The organism is Enterococcus sp. FDAARGOS_553 (assembly GCF_003812305.1).
Lineage (GTDB): Bacteria > Bacillota > Bacilli > Lactobacillales > Enterococcaceae > Enterococcus_D > Enterococcus_D gallinarum.
Map to the genome: position 1 here is coordinate 41,094 of NZ_CP033740.1, position 20,358 is coordinate 61,451.

Genomic DNA, 20,358 nt, shown 5'->3' on the forward strand with positions numbered 1-20,358 from the left:
TTTCACTCCTTCAAACCGATTGTTCGAATTTCATAAGCAGCCAGTGTTTCTCCAACTGATTGAGGCTGTTCTTCTTCCAACAAATTAAGCAGGCAACGATCTGTCTTTTCTTTCTTCGCGACAAAAGGTGTTGCTGTATCGGCAAGATTGTACCCTCTTAGAACGAGCAAGTCATCTTGGCGACGACGTTTAAGAGCCGTGATCGCCACTGTAGCGCCATTGGCTTCCACGAATTGTGACTGTTTTTCTAATAGACCTGAGTGGATGGCTGTTTGCCGGGCGATCCAAGGCACTTGAGCTGCTTGTGCTTGTCGATAGGTTTCGTAGCGTTCGTTGGCTTGAGCATGCAACTCAATCCCGTACTCAAACGTATGCTTACCGATACATTGCGCTTCTGGTGTTGGGAAATAGCCCCAATCGCCAAGTTCTCCTGTGCATCGTAACAATGTCAAACAAATTTTGTCTTCTACGATCTCGTATTCATTTAATCCAGTATTGGAAACTGTGACGCCGAAATCTTCCTCATGTAAATTAACAAATGCGTGTTGATGCTGCGGATTTGTCGGATTTTGCCAATGGCTAGAGACTTGATTCGGCCTTCTAACTGCTTCATAGATACTATCAGCTTCATGTTGATCCGTATGGATACCCGTAGGGAAAAGCGCCCGTAACCGGTGGTCTTTGCTTTGGTTGTTCACTGTCGTTTTAAAACTGATTCGTTTACTGTTGCAGTCCAAGCGAATTTCTGTTTCCAAGGTAAATGGCACTGTTTGTTGCGCCCTTTGTGCTTTACGGAAACGGAAATCGACGACTGCTTTTTGTTCTTCAAGTAATTGCTCATCAGCCGATACTGGAATTTGCATCATCTGCGTTACTTTAACGACGCCATAAAGAGCAGAATTTGCGATGACCTCAATTTGATGAGGAAAAGCTGTTGAGTAAATGGCGCGGTCCCCTTCAGGTTGTTTGAAAATATACTCATTGCCGATATCGCCAACATCTTCAAAAACCAATAAATCCGTCAATTCTTTCCCGGTTGCTTTTTCTTTGATGGTCAGACTGCCGTTTGAAGTGATCGTTGCTTGGACAAACGCGTTTTCTAAAACACGACCATCTGCTGAAACGATTTTTTCTGTCGTAGATGCTACTTGTGGCTTGTCAGCCTCAATCAGTGCAAAGGTCTGCCATGAAAATTCCGGCATTTGATCCACTTGGACTTGTACATTGACAAAACGCTTCATAAAAGGAATCCGAAAAGCGTCTTTCGGTAATTCATAGTCAAAAAGCACTTCTTCTTCGCTGATTTTTGCCGGTAAGATCTTTCCTTCAGAATCAATGATTTGGTAAGAACCTTTAGGCTGTTGCTGCAACTCTTGATATAACCGGCTAGGAAGCCCTTCTCGGAATGTTTTCCGGCTCAGTTCTACTTCCACTTCAACGATGCCCGAACGTGTCGTCCCTGAGGTATTAAAGACTACAAATGGTCGGCTTTCTTTTGGAAAAGCGGAAGTATCGATGGCATTTAGCAACTGTGCTACTGCTTCATCAGCGACATATTTGCCGATTTCATTGGCTTTTTCAAACCGCGGCATCATCTCCCGATGCACTTCGTCCACCGAACAGCCACAAATACTGTCATGAGGATGATTTTGCATCAACAGTTTCCAAGCGTGGTCCAGCACATCGTGGGGATACTTCTTCGTTACCTCATACGCCATCGTTGCTAATGGTTCAGCCACATTTTCCAATTGACGTGAGACGCGCGTATTCCATTGTTTCAAATAAACCCGCGAGGAGGCCGTGTTGGCTAGCGTATACCAGCCGTCTGTCTCTTGACTTGTCAATTCGCCGCTCACGGTCCCAAGGTCTGCTGGCAAATCCGCTTGAACTGCTGCAAGGTATTCTGTGAACCCAGCATGCTTGAATTCATAATCAGGGAACAATTCATTCGCTAAGCGGATCGCTTCACTGATATTTTTTTGGACAGGCTGATGATCCACCCCATTCATCATCAAGTAATGATTTGTCGAACCAAATTTCTCAACATCTTGCAATTTTTGAGTCCAAAACTGGTGTGCTTCTTCCCGATCAACCGGAATCTCATTGCCATTGGAATACCAGTTGGCAAAAAGTAGACCAAAGATCTCACTTCCATCTGGACCTCGCCAATTCATTTCTGAGTATTGGGAGGTAAACTGATCATCCGGTAAAACTTCGTTATCAAACCCGATTGGCTTAACTCCTCGACCAAAAGCTGCACTGTGTAAGTTGGCTTGCTTCATCATTTGCGGTGTTTGGCCCATATTCCCGAATGTATCCGGGAAATAGCCCAGCATGACGGGTGTTCCCCATTTTTTGCTTTCAGCCATCCCAATCAACATGTTGCGGGTATTGGACTCTGAACTAATCAAAAAGTCATCTTGAAGAATATAAAAGGGACCAATTTGTAATTTTCCTTGATCGATTGCTCGTTTGACCGCTGCCCGCTTTTCCGGACGAACTTCCAAATAATCATCTAGGATAATGGTCTGACCATCTAAATGAAAACTGTGGAACTCAGGATCTTTCTCAAACAATTCCAATAGATCATCCATCAATTCAATCAAGCGCATATGGTGTTGCTCATAAGGCATATACCACTCACGATCCCAATGACTATGAGATACGATATAAATTTGTTTTTTCATTGTCTAACTCCTCTCGTTTTTGCCGGAGATGCTTATTTTTCTACTCGAATATCAAAGTAATCCATGACAAGCTCACAAAACATCATATTGGCCCATGAGAACCATTCCCGGGTATATTTCGTCGGATCATCCACATCGAATCCTTCATGCATCAAATGGGTGCCAGCATCGGTTGCAACTAATTGATTGAGGATTCGTTCTTTCTCCGCCTTATCTGGTGTCGTCATGCCTTCCATTGCCATCGCGATCGGCCACACATAGTTTTCTGGTGTATGAGAGCTTCCGATTCCCTTCGCATATTTTCCTTCATAGAAGTAAGGATTTTCGGAACTGAGCAACGTTTTGCGTGTGGCTAAATAGGTTTCATCTTGATCTGATCCGTAACCTAAATAAGGGGCGGCAACCAAATTCGGTACGTTGCTATCATCCATCACAGTGGCATTGCCTTGACCATCGACTTCATAGGCATAGATCGTTTGACCCGCTTGATTGGTGGTTTTGCCAAACGCATCGATCCCTGCTTGGATCTCTGATTGGAGCTGTTTTGCTTGAGTAACAATCGCTGGTTCATTCAAGATAGAACTAAAAATCTCAACAATGTAGCCTAAAACCACTACAGCAAACATATTCGAAGGAACCAGATAACCATAAGCACATGCATCGTCACTGGGACGAAATCCCGACCAGGTCATACCAGTTGGTACGACAGGCGCTCCTTTCCCGTCATTGATCAAGGTATCTTCTTTACGCCATGTTTCTCTCTCAAAGCGATAAGGAGATTCTTGATGATTTTGTTCCGTGGCAAAAACATGAAGGGCTTTTTTGATACCGCTCACAAAATCGTCATTAAACTGATCTGTTCTGCCAGTATTCTTATACAACAGGTACGCCAATTGAATGGGATAACACAAAGAATCGATCTCATATTTTCGTTCCCAGATCCAATCATTCATCTCTGTCAAATCGCTTTGATGCCCGGCGCCATTTGCTGCTTCATTAAAGGCATTGGCATAAGGGTCGATATTGATATAAAAAAATTGCTTCTTGACTAATCCGCTGATCATCGCTGCCAGCTCTTCATCTTCCTTGGCAATTACTAAATAAGGCCGTACCTGCGCGGTTGAGTCTCGCAACCACATCGCCGGAATGTCCCCTGTCAGTAGAAATGTTGTGCCATCTTCATGGCGTTTGACCGTTGTCAACAATGTGTTAGCAAAAGCAGCATTGAAGTTTTTTGCCCAATCCGCATGTTCACTTCCGCAACGTTCGGTTATTTCCTGCATAAAGTTTGCAACTGAATTTGGTATTTCTTGATAAGCCATTTGGTCACCGTCCTAAATTTGATATATCATTTTACGAATTCAGTATAACGATGTTTCTCAGCATTGTCTAGTGAAATTTGACAAAACTCTATTTTCAATTTTGAACGAATATGCTATCCTGTGAATATGATATATCAAAAAAAGGAGATCAACTCATGAAAGAACCATTATACAAAAAAATTTATCACGAATTGTATGAGCAGATTCAAAGCGGTGAGTTAGCTCCGGAAAGCCGTGTCCCTACTGAAAAGGAATTGTCAGAGAAATACCAAGTGAGTCGCATCACCTCCAAGCGAGCCTTAACTGAATTGGAACAAAATCAGCTGATCTATCGTATTCAAGGAAGTGGCAGTTTTGTTCGTAGACCGATCCAACCACAATCAAAGGGGAAAGTGCTGTTTATTTTACCCTTCGCGAATGACCTTTCCCTTGGCAATTTTACGGAAGGCATCTATCCAGTCATGCAGGAACAGGGATTCGAATTGATGCTGACACCTGTTGATTATCTGGAGCAAACCACGGCCGAAGCTTTGACAGAAGAATTTGACGGAATGATCTACTACGCTAACAACACGAATTCAAATTATGATCTGCTTTTCGAACTGGCTTCGCAAGGGTTCCCTGTCGTCACACTTGATAAAGCACTGCATGAGTTCTCATTCCCAGCTGTTTTGGCAGACAACTTTGAAGGAGGACAGTTAGCGACTGAACATCTTTTGGCACAAGGTCATCAACGCATTGGCTATATTTTTGGTGAACGTCACCATCCACAGTCTGTCCGCCAACGTTATCTAGGCTATGTGGATCAATTAAAAAAGCAACAGTCGTCTTTTCGAACAAAACTTGATGATCCTCAGGCACTTTTGTCATCAGCTGTTAGTTATATTCAAGAGAATCAGTTGACTGGGGCTGTCTGCGAGAATGATCTTGTCGCCATCGAATTGATGCGCCAATTGAAACAAGTTGGGGTTCAGGTTCCAAAAGAGTTTGCTGTGATCGGCTTCGATGACATTCAAGCGGCTGCATTGGTGGATCCACCTCTCAGCACTGTAAAACAAAATTTTGCCGAGTTGGGTCGTTTGGCTGGTACAAAATTAGTACAGTTGATTCAGTCAACTGCTGCCGACTTATCTCCGCTCGCCAAAGAAGATGAGTCTGCAACAGCGAATCAGAAAGTCGCAGTCACTTTAGTTGTCAGAGATTCAACAATTGACCAAAAACAATGACATAAAGGAGCAAACAAAATGAAAGTAACAATGATCGATACGAGGCATGGGACAGATAATCAATACAGCTTTTCTCACGGCAACTGTCTCCCTTATACAGGGGTTCCGTTTGGCATGAACTATTTTGCCCCTCAAACAAGCGACCAACGTGGAAGTTGGTGGTTCCATCCTGAAGACCGTACGTTTCAAGGATTTCGACTGACCCATCAGCCAAGCCCTTGGATGGGCGATTTTAGTCACCTTACTTTTTTGCCTATTAATGGGAAGTTATCAGAAAATACACTATTTCATGCCCAAAGTTCCTATCGTCCAGAAGAAAGTGTCTTCAATCCAGCTTGTTTACAAGTGAAAAGCCAACGCTACCAACTCACTACAACATTGATCCCAAGCATGTACGGAGGCATTCTGGCTCTAGATGGTGCAGTGACTGATCCTGGCTTAGGAATCTCTTTGCCTGGGCGCTATCAGCTGCAGCAAGTCGACGAACAGACCGTCAAAGGACAGGTCATCAATTACTCTGGTTGTGAAGACAATGACTTTGCTTTTCACTTCATCTTGCGTTTTGAAACAGCTGTTCATGCGATTGAAGGGGAATTATCAGGAGAAAATGGCTTTGTGGTGATTCGTTTTGAAGAAAAAAATCAGCAAACGATCCGTTTTGGGACATCCTTTTTAAGTTCTCAGCAAGCCTTTCTGAATCTCAGCCGTGAGTTGGATCAAACAACAACTGACTACTTGTCTAATGCGCAGCAATCATGGGAAAATTACTTGAATCGAATAGATATCAAGCACCACGATCCAAAACAAGTTTCAACTTTTTATCATAATTTTTATCGGTTGTTTTTATTCCCACAGACTTTTTATGAACGAGATCAATCTGGTCAAAAAATCCATTACGATACACTTGCCAAGACCATCAAACCAGGACCGCTTTATACAAACAATGGTTTCTGGGATACTTACAAAACAGTCTACCCACTCTTTTCTCTGATTGCGGTCGAGCAGCTAGAAGATATGTTGGAAGGATTTTTGAACAGCTTTAAAGAAAGCGGATTCTTGCCAAAATGGTTATCACCTGATGAGCGAGGGCTGATGCCAGGTACATTGATCGATGCTGTGATCGCTGATGCCTGCGTCAAAGGAATTCGACCTGACTTGATGCCAGAGCTCTTAACAGCTATGAAGAAAGCAGCCTCCATTCAGAGTCCAAATCCAAATTACGGCCGGCAAGGAACTGCCGATTACTTGAAATACGGCTATGTTCCTAGTGAGTACCATGAATCTGTCAATCATACCCTTGATTATTGTTACAGTGATTTTTGCATTGCCCAAGTGGCAAGTTCTCTGGCTGACCCTGAAGCAAGCTACTATCAGCAGCAAGCAAAAAACTATTTAGCGATCTTTGATTCAGAAACAGGCTTTATGCGAGCAAAAGACAAAGCCGGTGATTTTCGGACGGATTTTGATTCCTATCGTTGGGGTCGTGATTATGCAGAAGGGAGTGCGTGGCAAAGTAGCTTTGCTGTGTTCCATGATTTTGCTGGCCTGATCGCAGCTCATGGCGGCAAACAATCCTTTGAACAAAAACTGGTGGATTTGTGCAATCAAGCTCCCCATTATACTACCGAGGGCTACGGTTTTGAGATTCATGAAATGAGTGAAATGGCGGCTTTGGATTTTGGTCAGTTAGCTATCTCGAATCAGCCTAGTTTCCACTATCCTTATCTCTTTAGTTACATTGGCAAACCAGAAATGGCACAACCATTGATTAAACAATTGCTGACCCAATGTTTCGATGATTCTCCAAAAGGGTATCCTGGAGATGAGGACAATGGCAGCATGTCCGGTTGGTATGTTTTTAACGCATTAGGTTTCTATCCTGTCACTCCTGGTACCGGCGAATACGTTTTGGGGATGCCTTTGCTTGACGAAGCGACACTCTTTTTGTCGAATGGAAAAGAACTTAAAATCCACAGCACGCCAAATCAGCCGCAGCAGCAATTTATCGACAATGTGACTCTAAATGGTAAACAACACTCTCGGTTGTTCTTTACTCATGATGAACTGATCGCTGGTTCGACGATCCGCTATACTCTAGGCATCGTTCCCCGCAGTAAGACTTGGTCAGCGGAAGCTTATCCTTATAGTCTGTCGCATAGTCAAGAGTCGAATGAAGACCATAATGAAAATCGGTAGGTACCTTTTTTAAAGAACGAGCAATACCGAAAGAAAAAAAGGTTGCGACATAAGGATCAACCAAACTAAACTATCTGAATGACAGTAATTGAATTGCGCGAGGTATTTCCCACTTATGGAGATACCCTGCTGACCGCCGGACAATTACAACAACCTTCAGATAGTCAGTTTGTTGAAGAACTTATGTTGCAGACCTTTTTTGCTGGTTGCTCTTTTGCAGCTATCAATCAATGAACCGATAGCCTAAATCGATTAGATCAATGATTAGATTCCTGTAACGCCAAAATCAGTTCAATGGTTCGCAGCACACCATTGTCATCATTGGAGCGGGTCACAAAAGCTGCAGCTTCCTTGATTTCCTCAAAAGCATTTTTCATTGCAAAGCTGTAGGTGCCAGCGGCCATTAATTCGCTGTCATTCAATCCATCCCCAAAGACCATCGTTTCTTGGGGACTCACTGCCAGCAAATTCTGTAATTGGGCTACTGTTGTCCCTTTATGGACACCTTGATTAGTGATATCGATCCACGCAGCTTCTGAAGCAACGATGTAGGTATCTGCTGCAAAAGAAGACAGCTGCTTGACGCTATCGAAACAACGTAACTTAGGATCATATACCGTCACTTTCACGAAGTCTTCTTGGATCTCACTATAACTGGTGACCGTTTTGACAACACGATAAGAACCTCGAACCCGGGCTGCCTTTTCTTCCGTTGTCGTTTCCTTGATATAAGCGGCTGTTGGGGTACAGGCAATGATCACATGGTCATCTGCTATTTTTTCTAATCGTTGGATCAAACGCTGCCCCAATGCATTTGGAAGTAAGGATTCAAACACATAGCCTCCTTGATGTTTGATTCGTGTGGCACTATCCCCTAATATCCAGATTTTCGCCGCTTGATCCCCAAACAGTTCTTCTACGCGCTCGCACTGCTTGCCAGTACAAGCGGCAAAGGCTATCCCTCTTTGTTCCATCATCTGGCTGACTTTATCAAAATAGGTTTGATCAAAGGCCCCCTGGCTATTTAAAAATGTTCCATCTAAATCTGTAATGATCAGTTTGATCATCTCATTCCACATCCTTCGCCGCGTCGCTGCCGCTCTATTTATTTAACTACCTTAATTAAATATACTTATTTAACTGAAAACCGTCAATCGCTTTAGGAACTTTCTTTACATTACTGCGCTTCATCGCTATACTTAATAAACTAGGTTCACTAAAGGAGGCAATAACATGTCTGCCAATAAAAACTTGATTCGCCACCAGAATATTCAAGTCGTCTTAAAAGAATTGTTTCAAAAAGGGACCTCTTTTGCATCCGATCTGGTAAAAGAGACCGGCATCAGCATGGTGACGATCAATTCTTTATTAAAAGATCTTGTTTCAGAGGGAATGGTAACGAAAGGCAAGCTCGTTCAAAGAGAGATTGGGCGCCCAGCTATCGAATATTGCTTTAACTATAAGTACTCAAAATCATTGTTGCTCGCTTTGATAGAAGTAAATCGTCAATTGGAGTTGAGAAGCTACCACATCGATTTGAAAGGAACGATCTTAGCTGCGCAGCACCAAGCTTTTTCCGAGATCACACCGACAGCCTTTCAGAATCTTGTCCGACAATCTATCGAAGCTTTCGCTGATGTCGAACAGATCGCTGTGCTGTTGCCAGGAAAAATCAGTGAGGGTGTCGTGACTTCCAGCTGGTATGAAAAGTTTGATGGATGGGATCTTGACCAGTTATTCAAGGAGATTACGCCTATTCCTTGCTTTTATCAAAATGATGCCCATTTGCTGACCGTTGGCCATTGTATCGCCAAGCAGATTTCTCTCTCGGAAAACATCGTCGGTATTTATAATCCCGAAAACAGCATGCCAGGGATCACGTTGATCTTCAATGCTTCTCTGTTAGAAGGCCAAAATGCGCTTGCTGGAGAAGCAAAATACTTACCCGGCTTTATCGACAAAGGTGCTCCAAAAAGTACTCAAGAATTGGTGGCCCGCTTATCTGCTTTAGTGCCTTTTTATAATGCTGCTTTTGCTCCTGATCGCTTTGTTTTTGCCAGTACAGCAGCAATAGAAGAAGACTTGCTAGCGGCTATCACTCACGACCCTTTTATTACCAAACAGCCGAATCATCCTGTATATACCTTTGTTCACGACTTCGACCAAGCCATGATCTTGGGTATGCACTGGCTGCTTTTCCGCAATACCCCCTACGATCTATCTTGCTAAACCTTTCCGTTGGGCATTGGGAGTTGCGCCAAAAAAACGAACGAGTAGATCTCTCCTTTTTGCAGGCGAAAAGTTACGCCAAATCAGGGGATCACCGTTCGTTTTTTGTTTACGCAACAGTAATTTCGATCAAATTCCCTTCAGGATCTTGGATCACCGCTTCATAATAACCATCCCCTGTTGTGCGGGGACCGCTCAGCAGAGGAAAGCCATCTGAAACAAAACGTTGGGCATAAGCATCCACTTCCGCTTGGCTTTTCAGAGCCATCGCTAAGTGCGTGTAACCCAGTGTATCTGTTCCACCAGGGTGAAGATGCTGCTTTGTCGTTAATTCGATACGACTGCCAGAATCAAAACGCAAAAAATAAGATTGAAACCCAGTCTTGGTGTTGTGATATTTTTCAGAACGTTGGGCACCAAAATACGTTTCATAAAATTCGGCCATTTTTTCTAGATCACGAACCCAAATGGCAATGTGTTCCACAAACATTGTATCCCTCTTTTCGCTTTTTTATGAAAAGAATCCACTTTACTTGTCCTTTAATCATGCACATCCAAATTCTTCTCTTATTCATTGTATCGAAGTTTCTTCTTTCCAGCAATTTTAGTCCTATCACAGAGCAATCCTCTTTCTTCTTATTTCCTCATATTTTAAGCCATTACTTGAATGGTTTTTCTGAAACCAGTCGCAATAGTTGCAGTTCCTCAAAAATTTCTCTAAAGTGAAAGAAAATAAGTCATCGATCAAAAAAGATTCTCCAGTTTGCGAAGGAGGAATGAAAATGAACATCGCAATCATCGGTGCTGGACCACGAGGACTGTCACTATGTGAAAGGTTGATTGCTCAAGCAAGTATCAATCAGCAGTCTCTATCTCTCACATTGATTGATCCCTATCCCCCTGGAGGCGCTATTTGGCAAACGAATCAACCGCAAAGTTTGCTACTCAATTCTGTGACCAGTCAAGTCACCCTTTTTACTGACGAAACGCTAGAAACTGGTGGCCCGATCAACCCCGGTCCCAGTCTTTACGAATGGGCAAAAAAAGACGGTAGGAATTTTGCTAAAAAAAATCAGCCCTCACTGGTATCAGAAATTGACAAGTTGGATCCTGACGGTCATTGTTCTCGCGCATTATACGGGCTGTATCAGAAATGGTTTTATCAGCAATTGATTGAAACATTGCCCCCATTCATCACATTCACGTATTTGCAGGAAAACGCCATCGGCCTAATACCGAAACAAACGCACTATTTACTAAAAACAGACAGGCACTCTCTTCAATCGGACCGAGTGATTCTGGCAGTTGGGCATCATCAAGTCTCGCTCACTGAAGAAGAAGATCGATTAAACGAATTCGCCCGCCGGAAAGGCTTTTTGTATTCTCCGCCTCAGAATGCAGCGGATGTCGATTTTAATAAAGTTAAAGGCGGAGAACACGTCATTCTCCGAGGTCTAGGATTGGCGTTCTTTGATTATGTCACCCGTTTGACCACTGATCGCGGCGGTGTCTTTATTGGTTCTGATCGCCTTCGCTACATTCCTTCTGGCAATGAACCAACAATCATTGCCGGATCAGGAAGAGGTTTGCCATACCACGCACGAGGAGCCAATCAGAAGCATCCAACAGAACAGATTCTGCCTCGCTTCTTGACAACGGAACGACTCCGCTCTTGGCAAGCGAAAGGGCAAGATCAGTCCACTGAGTTTTTCTTTTATTTGCAGAAAGAAATGGAACTTGTTTATTATCAACGCTGGCTGTCTCAAGAGTCTGAAGATGATCAAGCGGCTTTTACTGAACAATTTGTCCACCAAAATGGCGCCGCCGATGTTTTGACAGACTTCCAAATTCCTCACCAAAATTGGTTGGACTGGCGCTATATCTTCGATCCTTACAAAAGAAAAGAAAGCCAATCGGTTCGCGACTTTCTGTTGACCTATCTTACTTGGGATGTTACAGAAGCGGCCAAAGGAAATTTAACAAGTCCGATCAGTAGTATGTTTGAATTGTTAAAAGATTTGCGTGATCCGGTTCGCTTTATGCTTGATCAGCAATTGTTTTCGCCAAAAGCATTAAAAGAAAAATTCTGGCAGTCTTTCGTTCCATTGAACGCCTTTTTATCGATTGGCCCCCCACTTCAGCGCATTCGTGAATTGATCGCACTGATCGAAGCGGATATCGTCACGATTCTTGGTCCAAAGATGATCGTTGAAGAAAGCGGCACCTTTGTGGCTTATTCAGCCAGCTATCCCCAACAACGATACGCCGCTAAGCAGGTATTGGAAGCTCGGATTCAATCGACGGATATTCGTCGTACCGCTAATCCATTGTTAAGACAATTACTAGCTGATGGCATTGCCAGTCCTCATAAGTTATACATTCCTAAGGAGGCTCCGTTTTACACAGGTGCCATTGCGCTTGATCCGGCCACAAGCCAGTTGCTTGATCCAAATGATCAGATTCAAGAAGGACTTTACTGTTTTGGTATCCCAACAGAAGGCATTCACTGGCTAACCGCCGCCACAGCACAACCGGGAACCAATGCTTTTAATTTACGACAAGCAGATCAGATTGCTGCCCATTGCTTGACTAGTTCTCTTCTTGGGGATAGGCGCTGCCTTCAATAAATTGCGATTGCAAATAAAAACCGATACAATAAAAGAAAAGGCTCAAGGAGGTTGAAAAATGGCAGATGAACTACAAAAGATCGATGCGTTGATCAATGAAGTCGAGAAAGTGATTTTAGGAAAACGTGATGTGATCCAATTAACTGTGGCGGCATTATTGGCAGGTGGTCACGTTTTGTTTGAAGATATTCCCGGAGTAGGGAAAACGATGCTAGTCAAATCATTGGCAAAAGCCATCCAAAGCGACTATAAGCGTGTTCAGTTTACCCCAGATCTTTTGCCCAATGATATCTTAGGTGTATCGATCTTCAATTCAGAAAACCAGCAATTTGAATTTCGACCGGGACCTATCTTTACTTCTGTGTTATTAGCAGATGAAATCAATCGCACAACACCTCGTACACAAGCAGCATTATTGGAAGCAATGTCTGAGAATCACGTGACCATCGATAATCAAACCTACGCGCTAAGCCCTCACTTCTTTGTGTTGGCGACTCAAAACCCAATCGAATATGAAGGAACCTATCCTTTGCCGGAAGCACAACTGGATCGTTTTTTGTTTCGATTACACATTGGCTACCCTGCTTTTCAAGATGAGCTTGCTTTACTGATTGGACAACGCCAGCAATCCCTCAATCAAATTCAGACAATATTGACCTCGCAGGAAGTTACCGCATTGAAACAAATGGTCGATCAAGTTTTCGTGGACAATCAAGTTGCTCGCTATGCGCTGCAGCTGGTCCAAGCTAGCCGCAACCATAATGCCATTGATTTAGGCATCAGCCCTCGTGGCGGCATTGCCTTTTTGAAAGGGGCAAAAGCATTGGCTTTGACCGAAGGAAGAACCTATGTGACACCGCAAGACTTGCAACGAATTTTGCCAGCCGTTTTTGGTCATCGCTTATTATTAAAAGGCGGGATTACTGCCAGCCAGGAAAGTCTCTCTGAGATCATGAAGCAAATGATCCAACGCGTTCCTGTACCAGTGAGGCGCTGATGATGAGCAAACAGCGGTTATTGGGAAAATATCTGGTATTTTTTGTTACTTATTTTCTTTTACTAAGCTATTGTATCGTTTTCAATAATGAAGCAGGTTGGAGTCTCCTCTTTTTTGTTACTTTATTGGTACTAGCAGACTTGTTATTCATTCTGCCTTCCCTTAATAAAATCCAAGTGACTCTTGAAGAATCGATCCAAACACAAATAAACAAAGAAACGCCTTTGCCGCTGCAAGTTTTCAAGTATCGGCCAACGCTGTTGCCAATCCCAAAGCTGTCTTTGCTCTTTCAAAATCAGGAACAGACGCTCACTTTTTATTGGGGCGAATCCATCCGCTTAGAGGTGCTGTGGCTTCCTACCGCTCGAGGAGCATATAATGGACTGCCATTGACCCTCACAAGTCAGGAACTTTGGGGATTCTTCAGAAAAAGGCGGCAAATGAAAATCCAACAAGAAATCCTCATTTTGCCAGAATATCGACCCGAGGTCCTATCCTTGATGACACTTTTTGAAAAAAAGCCGCGAAAATATACTTACGGGGAATCAAATTTCACCATTCGAAACTACCGTAACTATCAGCAAGGGGATTCATTAAAGCATATTGACTGGAAGCTCTCCAGTAAACAGCAAGAACTGATTTATCGAGAACATGAAACGGAACAACAACAGGAGTTGACTTTGTTGTTTTGGGGTGAATCTCACCCTGCTTTTGAAGACACATTGGCGATCTTCTTTTCGCTCCAAAATCTCTTGCTTAAAAAGATGCCTTTTCAGCAACTATTGATCGGCGAGGACCTGGATTCTCCTTATCAAATCCATGCTGGAGCTTTCGCAGCGATTCAGCCATTTATCACAGTCCCAGAACCATTGCCCAAAATCTCAGGGCGTCAGGTGATTATCATCACACCGGCTGTCTCGCAATCCTTAGAAGTCTATCTGGAATCCTTGACGCCAAGCAACATGCTGCAAGTTTATACGTATCATGACCTGATCCAACGACTGTCGAACAAAGAGGTGTCTGAATGAATCCTTTGATCAAAAAAGCCATAATCGGAGCTCTGACTTACATTGCGATCATTTTGACGGTGCTGCCGTTTTTAGCAGTCTACCACTTGGGGCACCAAACTACGTTGCTTCTGTACGCCTTTCTGATTTGCTTCGTGAGTATTTTAAGTCCTCGTCTTCGCTACAGTCTGCCTTTTTACATCGTAGGCTGGTTTGTCACTCTTTACCGATTTTTTCCTTATGGTGAAGGATTTTCCTTCACTTGGTTCCAAAGATATTTTTATGATTTGCAAACAGCTCTCAGCGAGATTCTGGCTGGCAAAGTCGGTTATATCACTGAACTTGTTGCAGTGACCATTATCGTCACCGGCATTCTTCTGTTTGCTGTGTTCTCGATCTACATCCAGCATTTTTATATTGTCTACGGTGCAATGTGTCTCTATCTGCTGACTGTCGTGATTTTTAATGATTTCAATCTAACGTGGCATTTGTTGGGGGTGTGTTTTTGCGGAGTTCTTTGCAGCCTGATCAAAACCCAACAGCTGAAAACAGTACGAGAATGGTCGTTCTGGCTGGGGCTCACCCTGCTATGTTCGTTGCTGTTGGTTGGAGCAACACTGCTGCCAAGAACCGCGATTCGCGATCGCTTGGTAGCAGCTACCACTGGTATACGCACACAAGCGAATCAACGCGGCTTTTATCAGTTTATCGAAGAACATGGTGCACCTAGCGGGTCCCGTACAGGCTTTAGCGAAAATGATCGGCAATTAGGCGGTCCTTTATTAGACGATGATACCGTGTTATTTACAGCACAACAAGATACCCGCCATTATTGGCGAGTAGAAAGCAAAGATTTTTATTCTGGCAAGGGTTGGATCAACACGATACGAGAAGAAGATCTGCGAACAGTGCCTGATTCCCTCCGGATTGCAGATGATAATTATCAACAAGATTATCTTAAAGAAGAAACAGTCCAGCTTTATTTGCAGAATCAGGGAGATTATTTGCCATTACCCTATGGAAGCAATCACCTCACTATTAAAGAAGGAGCCACTGGATTTATTGTGGATGATGCGGTTCAACGAGTCGATCTAATGGAGCCGCAACAACAGATTGAAGTTTCACTGGCTTGGCAGCCAGCGGACTATGCCGCTGAAACATTGCAAACCTTGCCGCTGCAACAGCCAGATACTCCTGTTGACTATACACAATTACCAGAGAACCTTCCTGCTCGGATTCGGCAGCTTGCGCGCTCAATCACAGAAGATCAAAGTACCATCTTCGAACAAGTCACAGCCATTGAAAATCACTTGAAAAATTCAATTGAATTCCGATATTCAAAAACGGATGCCGTCTATCCAGCAGAAGAACAAGACTATGTCGATCAATTTTTGTTTGAATCAAAAGTTGGCTATTGTGATAATTTCTCGACTGCGATGGTGGTATTATTACGAACGCTCGATATTCCGGCGCGCTGGGTCAAGGGTTTTTCGCCAGGAGATGCTCAAACTGAAAATGGCCTGACAACATTTACCGTGAGAAACCGCAACGCGCATTCGTGGGCGGAAGTCTATTTTTCCGGTTTTGGCTGGGTACCGTTTGAGCCGACGCCGAACTTTCAAAATCCTGATCGTCCCGAATTGCAAACAACAACTGTCTCTTCTGAAGTATTACCTGAAACGAGCAGTTCTAGTCGCGAGTCTTCTACCAGCAGCAGTAGTGAGACCAGCAGTTCCACAACAATGACGACAACTGTTGCGCCAGCAGAAGAACACCTTTTCTCACCTGAAACATGGCAATGGATCCGTTATTTTCTGCAAGGTATCGCATGCTTGGTTTTCTTGGGATTACTGTATCTTTTGCGCCGCTACTTTTTCCGAATTCGCATCTGGTTGATTGCTCGCTTTCGCTCCGAACCATTACCAACCGCCTATCCTGTCTTGATGAAACAAGCAGCAAAAGTTCTTTTCCATGCTGATTCGGAACCTCTTAGTGAGTACGCCAGCCGATTGGAAGCTGTTTATCCTATTTTCCACGGGAGTTTTATCCAACTGACGGCAACCTATGAAGATTATCTTTACGGTGGGAAACCAATAGACGGCCAACAACAGCTGATTCTTCATGTCGCCCAGCAAATCAGTCAATTAAAGAAAATCAATCAAGTCCATTAAATGAAAGCAAGAAAAAGAACCGAAGACGCAGTGCTGCATGCTGCGCCTTCGGTTCTTATTTTGTTCATCTGATTAGCGAAAACACTCCCGCAAGTATCATGAGTTCGTGTTGTTCCCTCGAGATTGTACCGCTAAAATAATCAGTTTTGTGATTTCCATCATCAAGACAGCACCAGCTGCCATAGCTATGCTTAACCCAACATGGTTCATTGTAAAGGTTTCTGGAATCGCAAAGACTTCCCGAATTCCAGGTAGCAATGTCACACTATAAAGCAGACCACAAACCACGATCGCCAGCCAAACCATTTTATTCGCAAACAATCCAGCTTGCCAAGCAGTCTCTGTATTGGAACGAGCAGGCAATGTTTGTAATGTACGGCTCCAGATCAAAGTTGAGAATGCCATTGCAACACCTAACTCCGGCGATTGATTCATCCCGATCCATTGCGCTATAATCACCACTGCCGCAATCAAGATCCCACGATAAGTAACTGAGATCAGCGTTTTACCAGAAAAGATGCCAGCATCAGGATTTCTAGGTTCTCTTTGCATGATAGTTGGTTCCGCTTTTTCCATCCCTAAAGCGATAGCAGGAAGCGAATCATTCACTAAGTTGATAAACAGCAATTGCAAGGCTGTAAATGGATTGTCCCAGCCCATTACTAAAGCAAACACAATGGCGATAATCGCGCCGAGGTTACCAGCAAAAAGATAAGAAATCGCCTTTTTGATATTATCAAACACATTGCGGCCAACTTCTACCGCTCGAATAATTGAAGCAAAGTTGTCATCTGTCAAGACCATTGCTGCTGCATCTTTTGCAACGTCCGTTCCGGTCCCCATCGCAATCCCGATATCCGCTTGCTTCAATGCTGGTGCATCATTTACGCCATCACCGGTCATAGCAGAGATTTTCCCTTTATCTTGCCATGCTCGCACAATGCGGATTTTATTCTCAGGAGAGACGCGGGCGTAGACAGTGATTTTCTCCAATTGATTCGTCAGTTCTTCTTCCGACAGTGCATCAAGCTCTGTACCGGTCAATGCTAAGTCACCTTCTTGCGCAATCCCGATCTCCTGAGCAATGGCCACAGCCGTCGTTTTGTGGTCACCAGTGATCATCACTGTTTTGATGCCAGCCGATTTCGCGTCTGCCACGGCTTGCTTGACTTCCTTCCGAGGGGGATCAATCATCGCCATCAAACCAACAAAGATCAACTCTTCTTCGAGACCTAAATGCAGTTCTTCGTCTTCAGACACTGTCAGCGGACGATAAGCAAAAGCCAAAACCCGCAGCGCTCGTTTAGAGAATTCTTCATTTTGATGCTGCAACTGATGTTTGATTTCCTCAGTCAGTGGAACGATTTCGTCATTGATAAGAACCTTTGTACTTCTTCCGATCACAATATCCGGTCCCCCTTTTGTCAAAAGGAGTTGTTCCGAATCAATGGTATGCAATGTGGACATCAATTTCCGATCGGAATCAAAAGGCAATTCTTGTAATCGCGGGTATTGTTGACGAATCTCACGATACGGTTGATTCAATTTTTCTGTATAATCAAGAAAGGCAATCTCTGTGGGATCTCCTAGTTTAGCTCCTTCGGGACTGATTGCCGCATCATTTGCAAGCACACTGATCTCGATCAAGCGACGTTCAGGCACTGTCCATTCAGCAGGATTCTCAGAAAATTCACCCGTCTGTCCATTTGGCAAATAAAAATCAACGACCGTCATTTTATTTTGGGTCAATGTTCCTGTTTTATCTGTACAAACGATACTAGTAGAACCTAGTGTTTCAACTGCCGGCAACTTACGAATGATCGCATGTTGACGAGCCATTTGTTTGGTACCGATCGATAAAACAATCGTAACGATCGATTGGAGTGCTTCAGGAATAGCAGCCACCGCAACAGCGACTGCAAACATAAAAGCGTTGACTAGATCGGCGGTCATATCGCCAGACCCATCACCTAAAAATAGCCGAGCAACTTGGACACCTAAAATAATCAAGGAAAGAACGAGGATCGCCAAGCTCAATTTTTTGCTGAAGCGATCCAGCCCGCGTTGTAATGGCGTCTTGTGTTCCACTGTGTTTTCTAATAAACCAGCGACTTGCCCGATTTCTGTCACATTTCCTGTGGCAGTCACAATGAAACGTCCACGGCCGTAAGTCACGATCGTTCCACTAAAGACCATGTTATCGCGGTCTCCAATAGGCGCTGTGCGGTCAATAACCCCAAGTTCTTTTTCAGCAGGTGTCGATTCACCGGTCAGCATTCCTTCATCGACTTTCAATGCCCCTTCTTCAATCAGACGGCCATCAGCAGGTACATAGTCCCCTGCTTCTAGAATAACGATATCACCCACTACCAATTCTTTTGCCGGTACCGTTTGTTCCTTTCCATCTCGGATGACATTTGCATTGGGTGCCGAGAGGCTTTTCAATGCATCTAACGATCCTTCTGCTTTTTTCGTTTGGATGACACTAACAACCGAATTCAGTAGCAAAACAGCAAAAATGACAATCGATTCAACATGGGCGCCCATGATCATCTGAACGATAGCCACGATCAGCAAAACGATCACCATCGCATCTTTGAAGGTTTCTAAAAAGAGTATCAAACTTGATTTTTGGGGAGCTTCTTTCAGCTGATTCAAGCCATTTTCTAAGCGCTTTGCCGCTTCTTGCTGGGACAATCCAGATGGACTGCTGTTTACCTCGTTCATAACCTCTGTGATTTCTTTTTGATACATTTCTTTTGCCAATGATTTCTCTCCTTCATAGTTGCTATCCCTTGCATGAGTCCTTTTTTAGAAAAAAAGAGACCTAAGACAAGTGGATGCTTGTCTTAGGTCTCACCATTTCATATAATACCAGAAAACTGTCGCCAGTTTACTTACTGTTGATATTATCGCAGCCGAAGCCACTGGTTACTCCCCTAAGGGTTTATCAGAATGTAGAATCATCATAACGAAATTTTTTGAAGATAGCAACCTTTATGCACAAATTTGTCTTTTCTCAGATATATTTTTTTGAAAAAAGCTTCTTTTTTCTGTTACACTAATCTACAGCGTAACAAGCGTGACAGAGGAGGAACAATAATGGAAACCATTGATTTTTTTACAAGTCACACATCGGTTAGAGACTTCCAAAAAAAGTCTTTATCAGCAGAAATGAAGCAACAACTTGTCAAAGTAGCACAAAGCGGTTCAAGTTCAAATTTCGTTCAAGCCTATTCAATCATCGAGATCAAAGATCCTAAAAGATTGGCAGAAATCGAGAAAATCGCCGGTGCTCCCCACTATATCACACAGACGGGTGTCTTTTATCTGTTCGTAGCAGATTTATATAAACACCATCAATTGTTGCAGCAAGCAAATTTGCCTAGTGATGGGTTGTCGAATATGGAAGCCCTTCTAGTTGCTGTGGTAGATACCACGATTGCTGCTCAAAATATGGCAGCCTTTGCAGAAACCCAAGGTCTGGGAATCTGTTACATTGGCGGAATCCGGAATGACTTGTTCCGTATCACTGAACTCACGGAGCTGCCCCCGTATACACTGCCATTGTTTGGGTTGACTATCGGTTATCCCGCAACGAAAAATGAGCCGAAAGTTCGCTTACCGCAATCCGCTGTGTTAAGTGTCGACCACTATCAGCCCCTGACCGAAGACCTCGTTGCTCGCTACAATGAAACTACCGCGGACTACTATGCCCATCGGAGAAGCAATCAACAAAAAACGGATTGGCAAACCAAAATGACTGGCTTTTTCCAAGAACCTCGCCGTCCGGACGTAGAAAAATTTTTGAAAAGGCAAGGCTTTTTGACACAGTAAGTGCGAAAACAAGCACCTGCTCCTTTTTACCGGTCGCTAGACTGTCTCCATCAAAAAAA

At 43.6% G+C, this 20,358-nt stretch carries 13 protein-coding genes; 8 read left to right on the forward strand and 5 right to left on the reverse strand.

All coding sequences use genetic code 11. The features are described from left to right. Nucleotides 1-2: 2 nt before the first annotated feature. Nucleotides 3-2,687 (reverse strand): alpha-mannosidase, encoded by a 2,685-nt coding sequence (locus EGX73_RS00630; protein WP_029486564.1) that lies wholly within the window; start codon nt 2,685-2,687, stop codon nt 3-5. 32 nt (nt 2,688-2,719) lie between these two features. Then, nucleotides 2,720-4,009 carry a glycoside hydrolase family 125 protein gene (locus EGX73_RS00635; protein ID WP_003125950.1) on the reverse strand — a complete coding sequence of 430 codons (1,290 nt, stop codon included), beginning with the start codon at nt 4,007-4,009 and terminating at the stop codon, nt 2,720-2,722. Between the two features lie 155 nt (nt 4,010-4,164). On the opposite strand from EGX73_RS00635, the gene EGX73_RS00640 reads away from it, so the two are divergent. Together EGX73_RS00640 and EGX73_RS00645 are read left to right on the forward strand one after the other, a co-directional pair. After that, the gene (locus tag EGX73_RS00640) at nt 4,165-5,235 is read left to right on the forward strand and encodes a substrate-binding domain-containing protein (RefSeq protein ID WP_005470865.1); all 1,071 of its coding nucleotides are present in this window, start codon (nt 4,165-4,167) and stop codon (nt 5,233-5,235) included. A gap of 18 nt (nt 5,236-5,253) precedes the next feature. Further along, the gene (locus EGX73_RS00645) at nt 5,254-7,431 is read left to right on the forward strand and encodes a GH92 family glycosyl hydrolase (protein WP_005470864.1); all 2,178 of its coding nucleotides are present in this window, start codon (nt 5,254-5,256) and stop codon (nt 7,429-7,431) included. Between the two features lie 257 nt (nt 7,432-7,688). Here EGX73_RS00645 and EGX73_RS00650 read toward each other — a convergent pair whose 3' ends face one another. Then, entirely contained in the window at nt 7,689-8,498 is an 810-nt protein-coding gene (locus EGX73_RS00650; protein WP_029486563.1) for an HAD-IIB family hydrolase, read from the reverse strand. A 166-nt stretch (nt 8,499-8,664) separates the two neighbouring features. Between EGX73_RS00650 and EGX73_RS00655 the strand changes: the two genes are divergently transcribed. After that, nucleotides 8,665-9,660 (forward strand): ROK family protein, encoded by a 996-nt coding sequence (locus tag EGX73_RS00655; protein WP_003125946.1) that lies wholly within the window; start codon nt 8,665-8,667, stop codon nt 9,658-9,660. Between the two features lie 109 nt (nt 9,661-9,769). Here the strand turns inward: EGX73_RS00655 and EGX73_RS00660 are convergent, their stop codons facing one another. After that, nucleotides 9,770-10,150, reverse strand: a complete 381-nt coding sequence (locus tag EGX73_RS00660) for a VOC family protein (protein ID WP_003125943.1) — start codon at nt 10,148-10,150, stop codon at nt 9,770-9,772. A 292-nt stretch (nt 10,151-10,442) separates the two neighbouring features. Here EGX73_RS00660 and EGX73_RS00665 point away from each other — a divergent pair, with 292 nt between their 5' ends. From EGX73_RS00665 to EGX73_RS00680, 4 genes are read left to right on the forward strand one after another with little or no spacing between them, the layout of a single operon-like run. Beyond that, nucleotides 10,443-12,287, forward strand: a complete 1,845-nt coding sequence (locus EGX73_RS00665) for an FAD/NAD(P)-binding protein (RefSeq protein WP_029486561.1) — start codon at nt 10,443-10,445, stop codon at nt 12,285-12,287. 58 nt (nt 12,288-12,345) lie between these two features. Next, nucleotides 12,346-13,284: a MoxR family ATPase gene (locus EGX73_RS00670; RefSeq protein WP_003125938.1), complete on the forward strand. Its 939-nt coding sequence runs from the start codon at nt 12,346-12,348 to the stop codon at nt 13,282-13,284. Continuing rightward, nucleotides 13,284-14,312, forward strand: coding sequence for a DUF58 domain-containing protein (locus tag EGX73_RS00675; protein ID WP_081842085.1), 1,029 nt, complete (start codon nt 13,284-13,286; stop codon nt 14,310-14,312). Before EGX73_RS00670 ends, EGX73_RS00675 begins: the two co-directional genes overlap by 1 nt. Further along, complete coding sequence (locus tag EGX73_RS00680) at nt 14,309-16,462, forward strand: transglutaminaseTgpA domain-containing protein (RefSeq protein WP_029486558.1); 2,154 nt, start codon at nt 14,309-14,311, stop codon at nt 16,460-16,462. Before EGX73_RS00675 ends, EGX73_RS00680 begins: the two co-directional genes overlap by 4 nt. A gap of 96 nt (nt 16,463-16,558) precedes the next feature. On the opposite strand, the gene EGX73_RS00685 is transcribed toward EGX73_RS00680, so the two are convergent. After that, nucleotides 16,559-19,216: a cation-translocating P-type ATPase gene (locus tag EGX73_RS00685; RefSeq protein ID WP_029486557.1), complete on the reverse strand. Its 2,658-nt coding sequence runs from the start codon at nt 19,214-19,216 to the stop codon at nt 16,559-16,561. Nucleotides 19,217-19,564: 348 nt separating this feature from the next. Between EGX73_RS00685 and EGX73_RS00690 the strand changes: the two genes are divergently transcribed. Then, nucleotides 19,565-20,299, forward strand: a complete 735-nt coding sequence (locus EGX73_RS00690; protein WP_003125932.1) for an NADPH-dependent oxidoreductase — start codon at nt 19,565-19,567, stop codon at nt 20,297-20,299. Nucleotides 20,300-20,358: the final 59 nt, after the last annotated feature.

Coding starts and splice junctions, on each gene's coding strand:
- EGX73_RS00675 (WP_081842085.1), top strand. CDS start 13,284: ATGATGAGCAAACAGCGGTTATTGGGAAAATATCTGGTATTTTTTGTT.
- EGX73_RS00655 (WP_003125946.1), top strand. CDS start 8,665: ATGTCTGCCAATAAAAACTTGATTCGCCACCAGAATATTCAAGTCGTC.
- EGX73_RS00685 (WP_029486557.1), bottom strand. CDS start 19,216: ATGTATCAAAAAGAAATCACAGAGGTTATGAACGAGGTAAACAGCAGT.
- EGX73_RS00645 (WP_005470864.1), top strand. CDS start 5,254: ATGAAAGTAACAATGATCGATACGAGGCATGGGACAGATAATCAATAC.
- EGX73_RS00635 (WP_003125950.1), bottom strand. CDS start 4,009: ATGGCTTATCAAGAAATACCAAATTCAGTTGCAAACTTTATGCAGGAA.
- EGX73_RS00690 (WP_003125932.1), top strand. CDS start 19,565: ATGGAAACCATTGATTTTTTTACAAGTCACACATCGGTTAGAGACTTC.
- EGX73_RS00660 (WP_003125943.1), bottom strand. CDS start 10,150: ATGTTTGTGGAACACATTGCCATTTGGGTTCGTGATCTAGAAAAAATG.
- EGX73_RS00640 (WP_005470865.1), top strand. CDS start 4,165: ATGAAAGAACCATTATACAAAAAAATTTATCACGAATTGTATGAGCAG.
- EGX73_RS00680 (WP_029486558.1), top strand. CDS start 14,309: ATGAATCCTTTGATCAAAAAAGCCATAATCGGAGCTCTGACTTACATT.
- EGX73_RS00665 (WP_029486561.1), top strand. CDS start 10,443: ATGAACATCGCAATCATCGGTGCTGGACCACGAGGACTGTCACTATGT.
- EGX73_RS00650 (WP_029486563.1), bottom strand. CDS start 8,498: ATGATCAAACTGATCATTACAGATTTAGATGGAACATTTTTAAATAGC.
- EGX73_RS00630 (WP_029486564.1), bottom strand. CDS start 2,687: ATGAAAAAACAAATTTATATCGTATCTCATAGTCATTGGGATCGTGAG.
- EGX73_RS00670 (WP_003125938.1), top strand. CDS start 12,346: ATGGCAGATGAACTACAAAAGATCGATGCGTTGATCAATGAAGTCGAG.